General features: G+C 60.6%; 15 protein-coding genes. 14 read left to right on the forward strand and 1 reads right to left on the reverse strand.

The features are described from left to right. The first annotated feature begins 4 nt into the window (after positions 1 to 4). The 9 genes from NOM67_RS06885 to NOM67_RS06925 all read left to right on the forward strand — a co-directional run bounded on the left by NOM67_RS06885 (position 5) and on the right by NOM67_RS06925 (position 8,222). Positions 5 to 1,189, forward strand: a complete 1,185-nt coding sequence (locus NOM67_RS06885) for an iron-containing alcohol dehydrogenase (protein ID WP_255934992.1) — start codon at positions 5 to 7, stop codon at positions 1,187 to 1,189. 176 nt (positions 1,190 to 1,365) lie between these two features. After that, positions 1,366 to 1,626 carry a GNAT family N-acetyltransferase gene (locus NOM67_RS06890; RefSeq protein ID WP_033114285.1) on the forward strand — a complete coding sequence of 87 codons (261 nt, stop codon included), beginning with the start codon at positions 1,366 to 1,368 and terminating at the stop codon, positions 1,624 to 1,626. Next, positions 1,613 to 2,203, forward strand: a complete 591-nt coding sequence (locus NOM67_RS06895; RefSeq protein ID WP_255934994.1) for a nucleotidyltransferase family protein — start codon at positions 1,613 to 1,615, stop codon at positions 2,201 to 2,203. Before NOM67_RS06890 ends, NOM67_RS06895 begins: the two co-directional genes overlap by 14 nt. A 71-nt stretch (positions 2,204 to 2,274) precedes the next feature. Next, positions 2,275 to 4,098 carry a SulP family inorganic anion transporter gene (locus tag NOM67_RS06900; protein ID WP_033114283.1) on the forward strand — a complete coding sequence of 608 codons (1,824 nt, stop codon included), beginning with the start codon at positions 2,275 to 2,277 and terminating at the stop codon, positions 4,096 to 4,098. Between the two features lie 121 nt (positions 4,099 to 4,219). Then, positions 4,220 to 5,566: an MATE family efflux transporter gene (locus tag NOM67_RS06905; RefSeq protein WP_255934997.1), complete on the forward strand. Its 1,347-nt coding sequence runs from the start codon at positions 4,220 to 4,222 to the stop codon at positions 5,564 to 5,566. Positions 5,567 to 5,577: 11 nt separating this feature from the next. Beyond that, the gene (locus NOM67_RS06910; protein ID WP_041208622.1) at positions 5,578 to 6,189 is read left to right on the forward strand and encodes a hypothetical protein; all 612 of its coding nucleotides are present in this window, start codon (positions 5,578 to 5,580) and stop codon (positions 6,187 to 6,189) included. 272 nt (positions 6,190 to 6,461) lie between these two features. Further along, positions 6,462 to 6,677: a YdcH family protein gene (locus NOM67_RS06915; RefSeq protein ID WP_041208625.1), complete on the forward strand. Its 216-nt coding sequence runs from the start codon at positions 6,462 to 6,464 to the stop codon at positions 6,675 to 6,677. 240 nt (positions 6,678 to 6,917) lie between these two features. Next, a complete protein-coding gene (locus NOM67_RS06920; protein WP_041208627.1) occupies positions 6,918 to 7,577 on the forward strand; it encodes a YceH family protein in 660 nt (219 codons plus the stop codon). Between the two features lie 87 nt (positions 7,578 to 7,664). Then, positions 7,665 to 8,222 (forward strand): HutD family protein, encoded by a 558-nt coding sequence (locus NOM67_RS06925; protein WP_071911052.1) that lies wholly within the window; start codon positions 7,665 to 7,667, stop codon positions 8,220 to 8,222. 84 nt (positions 8,223 to 8,306) lie between these two features. Here the strand turns inward: NOM67_RS06925 and azu are convergent, their stop codons facing one another. Then, positions 8,307 to 8,747 carry an azurin gene (azu, locus tag NOM67_RS06930; protein WP_041208630.1) on the reverse strand — a complete coding sequence of 147 codons (441 nt, stop codon included), beginning with the start codon at positions 8,745 to 8,747 and terminating at the stop codon, positions 8,307 to 8,309. Positions 8,748 to 9,018: 271 nt separating this feature from the next. On the opposite strand from azu, the gene NOM67_RS06935 reads away from it, so the two are divergent. The 5 genes from NOM67_RS06935 (at position 9,019) to NOM67_RS06955 (ending at position 14,380) form a co-directional block, all read left to right on the forward strand. Further along, positions 9,019 to 10,065, forward strand: a complete 1,047-nt coding sequence (locus tag NOM67_RS06935) for an FAD:protein FMN transferase (protein ID WP_255935010.1) — start codon at positions 9,019 to 9,021, stop codon at positions 10,063 to 10,065. 156 nt (positions 10,066 to 10,221) lie between these two features. Next, entirely contained in the window at positions 10,222 to 11,868 is a 1,647-nt protein-coding gene (locus tag NOM67_RS06940) for a response regulator (RefSeq protein ID WP_042031275.1), read from the forward strand. A 61-nt stretch (positions 11,869 to 11,929) separates the two neighbouring features. Further along, positions 11,930 to 12,892: an ion channel gene (locus tag NOM67_RS06945; protein ID WP_042031276.1), complete on the forward strand. Its 963-nt coding sequence runs from the start codon at positions 11,930 to 11,932 to the stop codon at positions 12,890 to 12,892. Between the two features lie 115 nt (positions 12,893 to 13,007). Further along, a complete protein-coding gene (gene xthA, locus NOM67_RS06950; RefSeq protein WP_199427247.1) occupies positions 13,008 to 13,814 on the forward strand; it encodes an exodeoxyribonuclease III in 807 nt (268 codons plus the stop codon). Positions 13,815 to 13,948: 134 nt separating this feature from the next. Further along, positions 13,949 to 14,380 carry a PPC domain-containing DNA-binding protein gene (locus tag NOM67_RS06955; protein WP_075114411.1) on the forward strand — a complete coding sequence of 144 codons (432 nt, stop codon included), beginning with the start codon at positions 13,949 to 13,951 and terminating at the stop codon, positions 14,378 to 14,380. Positions 14,381 to 14,382: the final 2 nt, after the last annotated feature.

Genomic DNA, 14,382 nt, shown 5'->3' on the forward strand with positions numbered 1-14,382 from the left:
TGATATGAGCCGCTATTACGATTTTTTCTGTCCGGTCAAACTGCTGGCCGGTGAACAGGCGCTGGAGCAGCTGGCCAGCGAGCTGGCAAGCCTTGGTGCTCGCCGCCCCCTGCTGCTGACCGACAAGGGGGTCAATGCCACCGGTCTTGCCACCCTGCTGGCCAATGTGCTGGCCGAGGGGGAGCTGCCGGTCGCCGCCATCTGGGACGAGATCCCGGCCGACTCCTCCACTGCCGTGGTGGAGCGGATCGCCAAACGCTACGCCGAGCTAGATTGCGACAGTCTGGTGGCACTGGGGGGCGGCTCGGTCATCGACACCGCCAAGGCGGCCAATATCCTGGCATCCATGGGTGGTGAACATCTGCTCGACTACTCGGGCGCGGGCTGCCTGACCCGCCCCCTCAAGCCGCTGGCGGTGGTGCCCACCACGGCGGGTACCGGTTCCGAGGTAACGCTGGTGGCGGTGATCAAGGATGAGACGAGCGGGCGCAAGGTGCCCTTCACCTCCCCCTTCCTGCTGCCGCAACTGGCGGTGCTCGACCCGCGTCTGACTCAGGGACTGCCCCTCAACATCACCGCCGCTACCGCCATGGATGCCATGACCCACGCCATCGAGGCCTTTATCGGCACCGCCAAAAACCCGGTGAGCGATGCGCTGGCCCTGATGGCGGTAGAGAAAATAGCCAATGCCCTACCTCTCATCCTCAATGATCCGCAAAACAAGCAGTTGCGGCTGCAGCTGGCCGAAGGTTCCACACTGGCGGGCATGGCTTTCTCCAACTCCATGGTGGGGTTGGTGCATGCCCTCGGCCACAGTCTGGGCGCACGCTGCCATCTGCCCCACGGCCTGTGCATGAACCTATTTCTGCCTACCGTGCTCGACTACAACCGCCCCGAGGTGGATGGCGAGCTGGCCCGCCTGCTGCTGCCGCTGGTGGGAGCCGAGCGCTTTGCCGCCACCCCTGCCCACCTGCGGGCCGAGGCGACCATCACCGCCATCCGTACCCTGCGCGATACCCTGTGGCAGGCGGTCAAGCTGCCGCGCACCATGAGCGAGGCGGGGGTGAGCGATCGTTCACTACTCGGGGAGATACGGGATCTGGCCGTCAACGACGGTGCCATGCTGTTCAATCGCAAGGATGCCGACCGTGAGCAGTTGCTCACTCTGCTGGAGCGGGCCTGGGCCTGAATCACACCGACAAAAGATACCCGGCAGATCGCCGGGTATCTTTTGAGCAGGATCCCGATATGACGCAGAGAGGAAGCATCAGGGGAGGATATTGACCCCATGCTGCCGTTATCTGTTCTATACCTTGGCTAACAGTTATTGTGCAGACAGCCATCTTCATGCCAGAGGTGCCCACCATGAGCGACATCATTCATCAGGCCAACCAGCAGCAATTCATCTGTATGGTGGAGGGGAAGGAGTCGAGATTGCGCTACCGGCGCCTCGATGCCAAGACCATCGATGCCTACAGCACCTTTGTCCCCCCCGAGCTGCGGGTGCAGGGGATTGCCGATCAGCTGGCCCGCGCCCTCTTCAACTGGACTCAGGCAGAGGGGCTCACTATAGTGCCCAGCTGCAGTTACATTGACGTCTGGTTACGCCGAAATGCCAATAGTTGAGCCATTAGATCCCAAGCAAGAACACGCCTTCCAAGCCAAAACCGAAGCGCTGCTGCGGGCCGATCCGCAGCGGATGGCCTGCCTGCAGGCAGCCGCCGAGCTCAATCTGCCCGACTGGGCGCTGGGGGCCGGCTTTATCCGCAACCTCATCTGGGATCACCTGCATCACAAGGCAACCCCTACCCCGCTCAACGATATCGACCTTATCTACCTCGATAGCAGCGACCCGCAAGGGCTGGCCGAAGCAGAGCACGAAGCCTGGCTCACCAAACGGCTGCCCGGCCAACAGTGGGAGGTGCGCAATCAGGCCCGCATGCACACTCGCCAGCTGGTGGCGCCGTTTGCCAGCAGCCTTGAGGCGCTCAGCCACTGGGTCGAGGTGCCCACCTGCATCGGCGTGCGCCTGACCCAAGATGGCGAGTTCGAGTGGCTTGCCCCCTACGGCTTTGCCATCAACTGGTCGCTGCAAGTGAGTGCCAACCCCAGATGTCGCCAGGACAAACAGATCTTCACCCAGCGCATCAAGGAGAAGCTGTGGCAGACCCTCTGGCCTGACCTTCAGGTAAACTGGCCATAACCTGATTGCAATCTTTCGATAACCTTGGGCACACTAGGGTAAAAGCTGGTTGTAACTCAATGGGTTAAATAATGCGCGACTTCTTCTCTCTCGAACGCTGGCTACCGGGCCTCGCTGCCCTGCTGCAATACCAGCGCGCCTGGTTGATGCCTGACCTTCGCGCTGGACTCTCGGTCGCTGCGGTGGCCCTGCCTGTGGCTATTGCCTATGCCGAGCTCGCCGGGGTCGGCGCCATAGTTGGCCTCTACTCCTGCATTCTGCCCATGCTGGTCTATGCCCTGTTCGGTACCTCCCGCCAGCTGATCGTCGGCCCGGATGCCGCCACCTGCGCGGTCATCGCCGCCGTAGTGACACCGCTGGCCGCTGGCGACCCGACCCGCCACTGGCAGCTGGTGATGACCATGACTGCCATGACCGGTTTCTGGTGTCTGATTGCCAGCCGCTTCAAGCTGGGGGTGCTGGCGGACTTTCTCTCCCGCCCGATCCTGATGGGGCTGCTCAACGGCGTGGCCATCACCATCATGGTGGGCCAGCTCTCCAAGATCTTCGGCTTCACCTTCAGCGAGCGCTATCTCATCGAGCGGATCGCCAACGGCACCACCTACATCACCCAGACCCATCTGCCTACCCTGGCCATGAGTCTGGTGGCACTGGCCACCCTGCTGCTGGCCAAACGCTTCCGGCCAGCCTGGCCCTCCTCCATGGTGGCCATGGTGATCACCGCCGCACTGGTGTGGGCGCTCAACCTCGGTCAGTACCATATCGCCACTTTGGGCAAGGTGGGCTCCGGCCTGCCCGCCTTCCAGATGCCGGAGTTTCCACCGGGACTGATGCGGGAACTGGTGTTGCCGGCCCTCAACCTCGCCATGGTGAGCTTCGTCTCCATGATGCTGACTGCCCGCAGCTTTGCCGCCAAGAACGGCTATGAAATCGATGCGGACAAGGAGTTCCGGGCGCTCGGCATGGCCAACCTCGCCTCCGCCATCTCCCAGGGCTTTGCCATCAGCGGTGCGGATTCGCGTACCGCGGTCAACGACGCCAACGGCGGCAAGAGCCAGCTGGTCTCCATCATCGCCGCCGGAGTGATCGCCCTCATCACCTTCTACCTGACGGCGCCGCTGCAATACATTCCGACCGCAGCCCTCGGGGTGGTGCTGGTGATGGCATCCCTGTCGCTCACCGACTTTCGCGGCCTCTGGGCACTGCGCCACTCCGACCGCGCCGCTTTCTGGCTGGCGCTGGTCACCTTTATCAGCGTGCTCACCATGGGGGTGATCCCGGGGATCACTCTTGCCGTGTTGCTGGGGCTGTTCCAGTTCCTGCGCAATGTGATGCGTCCCACCGACCAGCTGCTCGGTATGGATGACGAAGGGGTGGTGCGCACCCTGGGGGACAACGAGCAGGCCAAGGCGATCCCGGGCATTCTGGTCTATCGCTTCAACTCGCCGCTCACCTACTTCAACGCCCCCTACTTCAAGCGGCGAGTCATGGCCCTGCTGGTGCAGGATCCCCACAATCCCAAATGCCTGGTGATCGATGCCGTCGCCTGCTTTACCCATCAGGACATCAGCGTGATGAGCATGGTGGGAGAGCTGCACAAGGATCTGAAACGACGCGGCATTCATATGGTGATGGCGGGACGCCACGGCCAGATGACCCACTGGCTCAAGCAGGCGGGAGTGCGGGTGGGCGACGAGGGGATCATCCTCTGTCCCGACATGTATCAGGCGCTGCGCATGACCCGCTGCTACCGCGAGCCGGTGTTCAGGGATGACGATGTGGTCGAGAGCACCACGGATGCCATCCTCTCCCGCTGGCCACAGGATGATGCCCTGCCCGACTCGGCGCGTCTTACCCTCCCCTGCGAGCAGGAGGCGGGCACCACGCCGGCCTGATCCGCCGGCCAGCGCCTCTGGCCGGAGAGTCTCCGGCCAAGGATTGCACCCGCTCCGCGCTTGGTGTTAAATGCCCGACCAGATGGCACCAGATCGTGCCGTCCCAGCTGTTGGACATGCCATGCAAACTCAATCCCACGCAGGCCCGGGCACGCTTTTTGCGCTGACCTGGCCGCTCTTTATCGATCTCGCCCTCCACTTTCTGACCGGCGCACTCAACACCTTCATGGTGGGACATGTCTCCTATCAGGGGGTCGCGGCGCTGGCGGTCGGTAATCAGGTGTTCGATCTGGCCATCACATTGTTCAGCTTCGTCAGTATCGGTACCAGCGTGGTGATCACCCAGTATCTGGGGGCAGGTGACAGGGAGCGCAGCCGAGTGGTGATCCACACCGCCATCGGCTTCAACCTGCTGATCGGTCTGGTGGCGGCAGTCGGGGTCATGACCGGTGCCAGCACCATGCTGGCGCTGATGAACCTGCCAGCCAACCTGATGAGCGATGGCACCCTCTACCTGCAGATCATCGGCCTCTGCCTGCTGCCGGAAGCGGCGGCGCTCTGTCTGGCGGCGACGCTGCGCGCCCACGGCCATACCCGTCAGGCGATGTATGTGACTCTCATCGTCAACCTCATCACCTTTGTCGGCAACCTGCTGCTGCTCTACGGCTGGTTCGGCCTGCCCCAGATGGGCGTGGCGGGTGTTGCCATCAGCACAGTGGCCGGGCGTCTGGTGGGCGTGGTGATGCTGGTCTGGCTGGTGGCCCGCAAAACCGGCATTCACCTCAAGATCCGCGACATCGTTCACCCCAGCCGTGAGATGCTGGGCAAGGTGCTCCATATCGGCCTGCCTGCCGCCGGCGAGAACCTCTCCTGGATGCTGCAGTTCATGGTAGTGACCGCCTTTGTCGGTCTGCTGGGGGACAAGGCGCTGGCAACCCAGTCCTACTTCTTCCAGATCTGCCTGTTCATCCTGCTGTTTGGCCTCTCCATCGGTCTTGGCAACGAGATCATCATCGGCCATCTGGCGGGCGCCAGACAGTTTGACCGGGCCTATCAACAGCTGCTCAAGAGCCTCAAGCTCGGGCTCGCGGTCACCTGCGTCATCGCCGTGGCGGCAGCGCTTAATGGCCGCACCATCATCAGCCTCTTTACCGATGACCCCGACATCATCACCCAGGTGGCGCAGCTCTTTCTCATCAGCCTCATCCTCGAGCCAGGCCGCACCTTCAATCTGGTGGTGATCAACGCCCTGCGCGCAACGGGTGATGCCCGCTTCCCCCTCTACATGGCACTGCTCTCCATGTGGGGAATTGCCGTACCCCTTTCCTATTTCCTTGGTATCATGCAGGGCTATGGACTGGTAAGCATCTGGCTGGCGCTCGCCTGCGACGAGTGGGTTCGCGGTCTGGCCATGTTCTGGCGCTGGCGCAGTCGTCGCTGGCAAAACAAAATCCTAGTTGAAACATAAGCGGAATCAGAATGAAGAAAATCGGACTCTTGCTGACTGCCCTGCTGCTCAGCCCTCTGGCCATGGCGCAAACCGCGCCCGCAGCCCCCAAGACTCAAGCCACCATGACCTGGTATGTAGCCCCTATCGTTATCGATGAGAGCAGCGAGGCCCAGAAGGCGCTGACCAAGGATTTCATGGCCCAGATGATCAAGACCATCAAGATCAACGAGTACCAGACCGGCAAGGCGGTGGGCAACACCAAAAATCCCAAGTGGCTGATCCGTACCAAGCTGATCCCCGCCAGCAGCGAACCGCTGGTCGGCAAGAAGCACCCGCAGGGGCTCACCTACGGCAAGGGCAACCCGACTCAGGAGATCATCGGTGAGCTGCTGATGAACGGCACTCTGGTGGCCCACATCGGGCAGGGCTGGCGTGAGCCGATTGTTGCCAATACCCCGGTGGCCGAGCGCCTCTCCGTGGCCAACTACCGTTACGCCGTTGGCGATCAGGCCAAGTCGCCGGATCTCGAAGAGCTGGCCGCCCAGATCGGTTTCGAAGCGGGCAAGGTTATCCATCGCGACGGCAAGCCATTGCCTGAAAAGAAAAAGAAGAAAGATCAGACAGACAAGGATAAGGGGTGATTCCCCTCATCACTGAAAAGGGGCCACAAGGCCCCTTTTTGCTCTCTGCCGCTCACCGGCCTCATGCAAGTTATGTGATCCGAGCAACGTTTTGGCCCATGCCTTGAATTGAAAACTCATTTATTCCCAATCAATTCAATGCCTTAAAAATAGCCTTTCAAGTATATCCAATCATTGCCCCTAAATTCGATCACGATCACGTTTATCACCGTCGCTAAGGGGTAGCTTGGTCTTACAGGCACAATCAAACGAAACCAAGGAGGCTCCATTACATGTTCCCAGAGTACAGAGAACTCATCTCGAGACTGAAGAGCAGTGATGTCCATTTCCAGAAGAAGTTTGACTTGCACAACGACCTGGATGAGGAGATTAGAAAGCTGGAAAAGCATCACGCCAGTGACTACAGCTCCGAGGTGAAGGATCTGAAAAAACAGAAACTTAAACTGAAAGAGGAGATATACGAGATCCTCAAGCAACATCCACAATAGATGCCTCGACGAATATCAGGATAAGCAACTTATCCTTCAGCCCGGCCAGAGAGCCGGGCTTTTCATTACCCCCTCAACCTCACTCCATGCCAAGAAATAGCAATCAAATGGCTCCTGCTGCTGGCGACGGTTTCGCCAACCCCTCTGCACGCTCGCAAAAATGGCTGACAAAACTGGACGGAGCAGAGGTCATGGCTAAGATAGGGGCTCTTGATATCGCGATTTGCTAGGGAGTAGGAAATGGAGTTAGTACTTGGCCCGCTGGAGGCCCGTGTCATCGGGTGCCTGATTGAAAAAGAGATCTGCACCCCGGATCAATATCCCCTCTCCCTCAATGCACTGGTCAATGCCTGCAACCAGAAGAGCAACCGCGAGCCGGTGCTGGAGCTTGCCGAGCTCGACATCCGAGCCGTGGTTGACGAGCTGATCCGCCGGCGACTGGTGGTCAATACCGCCGGGTTCAACGCCCGGGTGCCCCGCTATCAACACAGATTCTGCAACACCGAATTTGGCGAACTCAAATTCAGCGCTCAGGAGCTCGGCATCATTTGCGAACTGCTGCTGCGTGGCCCGCAAACCCCGGGGGAACTGCGCTCGCGCACCAATCGACTGTGCAGCTTTGATGACGTAACCGAAGTGGATGCGGTACTGACCCAGCTCATCGAGCGCGGCCCCTATGTGGTCAAACTGCCCCGTGAACCGGGCAAGCGCGAATCCCGCTACGCCCACCTCTTTAGCGGTGAAGTGGATATTCAGGCGATGATGGAAGCCGCTCCGGCAGCAGCCTACGCCTCTCCTGCGGCGGATCGCCTGAGCGAGCTGGAGCAGGAGGTGAGCGAACTCAAGAGCCGTCTCGCCGCCATGGAAGCCCGGCTGGCGGCGCTGGATGGTCAGGGCTGATACCCTGCCACGCCAACTGTCTATTTATCAGGGAGCCGGGGCCAATCCCCCCGGCTCCCTCTGTTTTTTCATGCTGAGGAAGTGCCCGTGATCACCCTGATTAAAGAGTCTGACCACCAGAAGATGCCCTGGAAAAACAAGCAGGGCACCACAGCCCAGATCCTCATCTCCCCCAAGGGAGCGAGCCTCGACAAGCTCGACTTTGACTACCGGCTCAGCTCCGCCCCCATCAAGGAGGCCGGCCGCTTCTCTACCTTCCCGGGCTATCAGCGCATTCTGCTGCCGGTGAGCGGTGCTGGCTTCGTACTGAACGGCCACCCCTACGCCACCTTTGAAGCGGCACATTTTGGCGGTGACGAGGAGACCCACTGCGAACTGCTGAAAAAAGAGGTGACCGACCTGGGCCTTATCTACCACCCGGACAGGATTGCGGCCAACGTGCGGGTATTGAACCTCCCCTTCCCCCTGACCCTTACCCTCGAGCCAGAGAAAACCTACCTCTGCCATCTGCTGAGCGGCCAGCTCACGGTGCAGGGGCAAGTGGTCGCTATCAACGAGACGCTGGTGGTGAGTGGCGAGGAGAGCATTCACTTCGACTGCCAGAAGAAGAGCACCATTGCCTTCTTTACCCTGCAAGGGAAGTAGCGGCGGGACAGCAAAAGAGCATGAAAAAGCCGGGCAATCCCGGCTTTTTATATTCAGGCGCCCGGCACAATGCCGGTCATAGCCTTAGTTCACCTTGAAGGTGCCCTTCATCATGGCAAAGTGGCCAGGGAAGGAGCAGAAGAAGGTGAGATCCTTGCCGGCCAGACCGTCGGTCTTGAAGGTCACGCTGGTGCTCTCGCCACCGCCAATCAGCTTGGTGTGAGCCAGTACGCGGGGGTCATCCTTGGGCAAATAGTTGTTCTCGGCACCAGCGCTCATCCCGGCGGTCGCCACTGCCTGATAGTCGGCAGTAGTGGCCAGCACCCAGTTGTGGCCCATGCCGGTAACCGGCAGTTTACCGGTGTGGTTCAGGGTGACGGTTACCTCTTTGCAAGTCGCAGGTACGCTCATCTCCTTGAGGTTGTACTGCATGGCATCATTGCCCTCGATGACCAACGCGCACTCATCGGCCAGTACCGGGGCAGCCAGGGTACTCAGAAACAGCAGGGTAATCGCCTTTTTCATTATCTTCTCCTTTGATTGGCAATGAATGGCAACAGGTTTGCGCAACACTTCTTCAAGAATGCCCGCAAAGATGCTGTCAAAATCGACCTTTATTTTACTCGTCTGTATTCAATCGGCTATGAATTTAGCCCGAAGCTGTGGGCCAGCTCACCAGAATAAGCAAAGTCTGTTTAATTTTTTCCGCCATTTTCGCCGGGCGGGGCTCGCCCGTCGCCATCCCCTTGGCTAAGCTAGCGCCCCGACCAGCCCTTCGCCAACAAGAGACCTGCTGATGATGGCCATAACCCCCGCTACCGCCCTGCGCTGCCTGCTGCTGACCCTGCTGCTGGCGCTCACCGGCTGCCAACCCCAGCCACCGGCCCAAACCCGCATTCAGGGCAAAACCATGGGCACCTACTATGTGGTCACCCTGAGCGATCCCTTCCCCGGTGGCGAACCCGCGCTCAAGAGCGAGGTGGAGAACCTGCTGGCCCGGATGAACAGCGAGATCTCCACCTATGACCCCGACTCGCTCATCTCTCGCTTCAATCAGGGGCCGGCCAATACGCCGTTCATCATCCCCGCAGCCATGGCCAAAATCGTCCGGCAGGGGATCGATGCAGGTCACCTGACCAATGGCAAGCTTGATGTCACGGTCGGGCCGCTGGTCAATCTGTGGGGCTTTGGCCCGGACAAGCGCCCCGTCAAACGGCCAGATGAGGCTGCCATCGCCGCCGCCCGCCAGAAAGTCGGTATCGACAAGCTGACCCTGACGCCACAGGGGGATCACTTCCTGCTGAAGAAGTCTATCCCGAACCTCTATCTCGACCTCTCCACCCTCGGTGAAGGGGCTGCCTCGGATGAAATCGCCGCCCTGCTGGAGAGCAAGGGGGTCAACAACTACCTCATCGAGGTGGCGGGTGCGGTGCGCAGCAAGGGCCACAACAGCAAGGGCTCGCCGTGGCGAGTCGCCATCGTCGAGCCCTCCGATCAGCCGGGTGCCTTCTCCGACATCGTCATCCCCAACGGCATGGCGCTCAGCACTGCCGGCAGCTATCGCAACTACTACGAGCTCGATGGCCAGCGCTACTCCCATATCATCGACCCCGCTACCGGCCAGCCCATCACCCATAAGCTGGTCTCGGCAAGCGTCATCACCCCCACTGCGCTGGAGGCCGATGCCCTCGATACCGCCCTGATGGTGATGGGCCCCACTGAGGCGATGGCTTTTGCCAAGGAGCACAAGCTTGCGGTCTATCTCATCGTCAAAACGGACAAGGGATTCGAGGCCATCCACACACCCCAATTTGCCCCCTATCTGGCAGAGAAGAAAAAATAAAAAGAGAGGGCCCACAACCGGGCCCTCTCTGTTTCCCGACGTTTCTCCCGCGACGACAGCAGAGCAAGGTATACAAACGGCAACTTGGCCAATTGCCTCTTCAGCCGCTTTGGTGGCACACTTTCCCCATCAGCCCGTAGCGCCTCGACCAGACAGATGCAGATACCGGATACCGAGCCCGAAAAGAAAAGCCCAGCCAAGCCCCAGCGCATTCTGATGGTCAACGAGCAACGCTCGTTTCAGGTCATGATGAAGGCGATGCTGATCAATATCGGCATCAGCAACATCACCTTCTCCAACAGCGCCGAGGATGCGCGCCGTCGCTGCCAGAAAGGCAGTTTTGACATCTATCTCATCGATTACGATCTGGGGGTCGGCGAAAATGGCCGCCAGCTGCTGGAGAGCCTGCGGGATCAGCACCTGGTTCCTCCCCAAAGCGTGGTGATCATGGTGAGCGGCGACAGCTCCCGCGCCATGGTGCTGAGCGCGCTGGAAGCCGAGCCCGACGAATACCTGATGAAGCCTTTCTCTCAGGAGCAGTTCTCGTTTCGCATCAAACGGGCCCTCGCCCGCCGTCAGGCACTCGCCAGCGTGTTTAGCGCCATGGCGGAGGATGACCTGCCCGCGCTGATTACCGCCTGCGCCGAGCGGGCCGATACGGTTCCGCGCTATGCCAACTACTGCCGCTGCCTGCAGGCCGATACCCACCTCAAACTGGGTCAGGCTCAGGAGGCGCGATCCCTGATGCGCCAGCTGCTGGCCGGGCAGGAGAATAGCTGGGCCCGCCTGACACTGGGCAAGGCGTGCAACACCCTGGGGCTCCATGAAGAGGCGGTCAGCCACCTGCAGGCGACCCTGAAGAATACTCCCCTGATGGTGGAGGCTTACCGCTGGCTGGCAGAGTCCCAGCTCGCCCTTGGCAACGATGAGGTCGCCCAGCAGGAGCTCAAGCGGGCCGTCGACATCTCGCCCCAGTCAGTCCAGCTGGCTCGCCGACTGGCCGAGGTGTGCCTGCTGCGCCACGATTACGCTCAGGCCAAGGATGTACTGCTCTCCCTCATCGATCTGTCGCGCAACTCGATTCACCGCACCCCCCACTATCTGGGGGCCTATATCCAGACCCTGACCCTCTATGCCCTCAACAGCAACGACAGCTATCACATCGCCAACCTGCAAAAGCAGGTCAACTCGGCCCTGTCGCGCATCCGCGATTCGCTGATGATGTCGGAGTTCAACTACCCGGTGTTCGAGCAGATCTGTCAGGCGCGGGTGCAGATTGCGCTGGGGGAGCTGCTCAAGGGCAAGAAGATGCTCTATCGCGCCAACCAGAACTGGCTCGACGAACCGGCCACCATGCCCCCGACCCTGCTCGGGGAGACCATCCTCGCCCTCTATCAACTCGGCGAGTTCGAATATGCCGAGAGTCTGCAGAGCCTGCTGGCCGAGGATGAGGATCACCTGCTCACCACCTGTATTCAGGCGACCCGGGATGACAAGACGGTGCTCGAGCGCCGTCAGCGCTACCAGCAGCTCAACGAACTGGGCATCAAGGCCTATCAGGCGGGCGAGCTGGAACAGGCACTCGGTCACTTTCGCGAGGCACTGCGCCGGGCACCAGCCAACACCGGTGCCGCCCTCAACAAGATCCAGGTGCTGCTGCAACTGATGCAGAAAAACCGCAAGAGCCCGGAGTTTGGTACCGAGTGCAAGGACACTCTGGACATGCTCGACGGCATCCCCCTCAACCCAGCCCAACAGGATCGTTTTCGCAAGCTGCGTCAGGAGTTCAACCAGTTCAGCTGACCCCGCACTCCCCTCGGGGCGCCTATGCTGAAACCAGACTGGCAGCAGAGGGGGAACAAGGATGGCGATATGTCGTTATCTGGTGGCCGATGGTCGCCACTGCAACGAGGAGGCTGGCGAGCACGATCTCTGCCACTGGCACGACCCGCATACCAATAAACAGGATCCCCACACCGCAGAGGCGCTTGAGCAGTATGTCCGCGCTGGCGGCCTCTGCCACGGCTTGCAGCTGGCCCGCGCCAATCTGGCCGGTCTCAATCTGGTCAACAAGGGGTCCAAACAGGGATTTTTGCTGGAGCAGTGCAACCTCTATCGCGCCAACCTGCGGGGTGGCCACCTCTACGGCCTGCGCATGAAAGGGGGTAGCCTGATGAAGGCCGATCTCAGCGATGCCAACCTGCACTGCGCCATCCTCGACGACGTCAACCTGCTCGGTATTCGCTGGCACAATACCCGGCTCGACAACATGCAGACCGGCAAGCGGGTGATGCAGGATCGCAAGGGGCGCCGCGAGCGGGATCCCGAGCAGGCCAGAGTCTGGTTCAAGGAGGCCGAAGAGACCTACCGGGATCTGCGCAAAGCCTCCGAGGCGCAGGGGATCTTCACCATGTCCGGCAACTATATCCAGCAGGAGCTCACCATGCGCCGGCTGCAACTGCCGTTCTGGTCGAGTCAGCGCTTCACCTCCTGGATAGTCGATCTGTTCTGCGGTTACGGTGAAGCCCCGATGCGGGTGGTGCTCTTCTCCCTGCTGCTCATCTTTATCTGCAGCATCTTCTACTTCTTCTTTGGCCTGAGCTTCAACGGCAACCATCTCGCCTATCACCCGGGCGCCCCCTTCGAGCAGAACGCCATCTTTCTGCTGGAGTGCCTCTACTACAGCGTGGTCACCTTCACCACCCTGGGCTACGGCGACTTCACCCCCATCGGCCTCTCGCGCCTCTTTGCCGCCTTCGAGGCCTTCACCGGCAGCTTCACGCTGGCACTGTTTGTGGTGGTGTTTGTCAAGAAGATGACCCGCTGACGTCACGCCCTGCCAAGCGGGCCAGCCACTGGCGCAGGCCCGCGCCCCGAACTTGCATCCACCGCCGATTCCTAGTCCAATAGCGACTTATAAAAATGACATGAGCATCCCGGACATGAAGATCATCTCTTTCAATATCAACGGCCTGCGCGCCCGTCTGCACCAACTGCAAGCCATCATCGACAAGCACCAGCCCGATGTGATCGGCCTGCAGGAGATCAAGGTGCACGATGAAGCCTTCCCGCTGGCCGATGTGGAGGCCATGGGTTATCACGTAGAGTTTCACGGCCAGAAGGCCCACTACGGGGTGGCCATCATGAGCAAGCAGAAGCCGGTCAAGGTGGAGAAAGGCTTCCCCACCGACGACGAAGAGGCCCAGCGCCGGATGATCATGGCCACCTTCGAGCACGAAGACGGCTCCCTCATCAAGGTGATGAACGGCTACTTCCCGCAGGGTGAAAGTCAGGATCACGAGACCAAGTTCCCGGCCAAGCAGAAGTTCTACGAGGATCTGCAGCACTATCTGGAGACCAATCACACCCCGGATGACCAGTTGGTGCTGATCGGGGATATGAATATCTCCCCCACCGATCTCGACATCGGCATCGGCGAAGCGAACCGCAAGCGCTGGCTGCGGGATGGCAAGTGCTCCTTCCTGCCTATCGAGCGGGAGTGGATGGAGCGGCTGAAAGGGTTTGGCCTGACCGACACCTTCCGCGCCGCCAATCCCACCGAGTGCGAGCGTTTCTCCTGGTTTGACTACCGCTCCAAGGGCTTTGACGAGAACCGTGGCCTGCGCATCGACCTCATCATGGCCTCCGATGCTCTCAAGGACAAGGTGACCGAGACCGGCATCGACTACGAGCTGCGCGGTATCGAGAAACCCTCCGACCACGCCCCCATCTGGGCCTGCTTCGCCTGATGTGGCGCCTGATGCCGCAATGATATCGCCAATCTGTGAAGCGGCTCGCGGTTGCCTGCGATAAAAGGGCGTAAACAGCCTATCCAGACAAGGTGCCTCAGGGCACCTTCTTTTTGCAGCAAGGAGTGCCAGCAGTGACCCCAACTCACCTTCCTCTCTCCCCCGCCCGTTTTCTGGCCCTGCGCCTGTTGCCCGGGGAGGATCTTATCGCCGGATTGCGCGCCCATATGGTCCGACACGGTCTGCAAGCGGCCTGGATCGCCGGGGCGGTCGGCAGCCTGACCCACGCCAACCTGCGCTATGCCGCCCAGCCCGATGGCACCCTGCTGGAGGGGGCCTTCGAGGTGATCGCCCTTGGCGGCACCCTGGATCCGGAGTGCGAACACCTGCATCTCTCCATCTCTGACGAACAGGGATTGATGCGCGGCGGCCACGTGCTGCCCGGTTGCCGGGTGCGCACCACCCTCGAGCTGGTAGTCGGAGAGCTGGAGGCGTACCGTTTTGGCCGTGCCCCCTGCCCCCAATCCGGTTATGAAGAGCTGCTCATTACCCCCAGAACCTTGTGAGG

The sequence above is a fragment of the Aeromonas sp. SG16 genome, assembly GCF_024436135.1.
Classification (GTDB): domain Bacteria; phylum Pseudomonadota; class Gammaproteobacteria; order Enterobacterales; family Aeromonadaceae; genus Aeromonas; species Aeromonas jandaei.

Excerpts from the sequence above, each read along its gene's own strand:
- NOM67_RS06920 (WP_041208627.1), top strand. The coding sequence starts at position 6,918 with ATGGAGTTAGTACTTGGCCCGCTGGAGGCCCGTGTCATCGGGTGCCTG.
- xthA (WP_199427247.1), top strand. The coding sequence starts at position 13,008 with ATGAAGATCATCTCTTTCAATATCAACGGCCTGCGCGCCCGTCTGCAC.
- NOM67_RS06935 (WP_255935010.1), top strand. The coding sequence starts at position 9,019 with ATGATGGCCATAACCCCCGCTACCGCCCTGCGCTGCCTGCTGCTGACC.
- NOM67_RS06940 (WP_042031275.1), top strand. The coding sequence starts at position 10,222 with ATGCAGATACCGGATACCGAGCCCGAAAAGAAAAGCCCAGCCAAGCCC.
- NOM67_RS06895 (WP_255934994.1), top strand. The coding sequence starts at position 1,613 with ATGCCAATAGTTGAGCCATTAGATCCCAAGCAAGAACACGCCTTCCAA.
- NOM67_RS06890 (WP_033114285.1), top strand. The coding sequence starts at position 1,366 with ATGAGCGACATCATTCATCAGGCCAACCAGCAGCAATTCATCTGTATG.
- NOM67_RS06900 (WP_033114283.1), top strand. The coding sequence starts at position 2,275 with ATGCGCGACTTCTTCTCTCTCGAACGCTGGCTACCGGGCCTCGCTGCC.
- NOM67_RS06910 (WP_041208622.1), top strand. The coding sequence starts at position 5,578 with ATGAAGAAAATCGGACTCTTGCTGACTGCCCTGCTGCTCAGCCCTCTG.
- azu (WP_041208630.1), bottom strand. The coding sequence starts at position 8,747 with ATGAAAAAGGCGATTACCCTGCTGTTTCTGAGTACCCTGGCTGCCCCG.
- NOM67_RS06885 (WP_255934992.1), top strand. The coding sequence starts at position 5 with ATGAGCCGCTATTACGATTTTTTCTGTCCGGTCAAACTGCTGGCCGGT.
- NOM67_RS06945 (WP_042031276.1), top strand. The coding sequence starts at position 11,930 with ATGGCGATATGTCGTTATCTGGTGGCCGATGGTCGCCACTGCAACGAG.
- NOM67_RS06905 (WP_255934997.1), top strand. The coding sequence starts at position 4,220 with ATGCAAACTCAATCCCACGCAGGCCCGGGCACGCTTTTTGCGCTGACC.
- NOM67_RS06915 (WP_041208625.1), top strand. The coding sequence starts at position 6,462 with ATGTTCCCAGAGTACAGAGAACTCATCTCGAGACTGAAGAGCAGTGAT.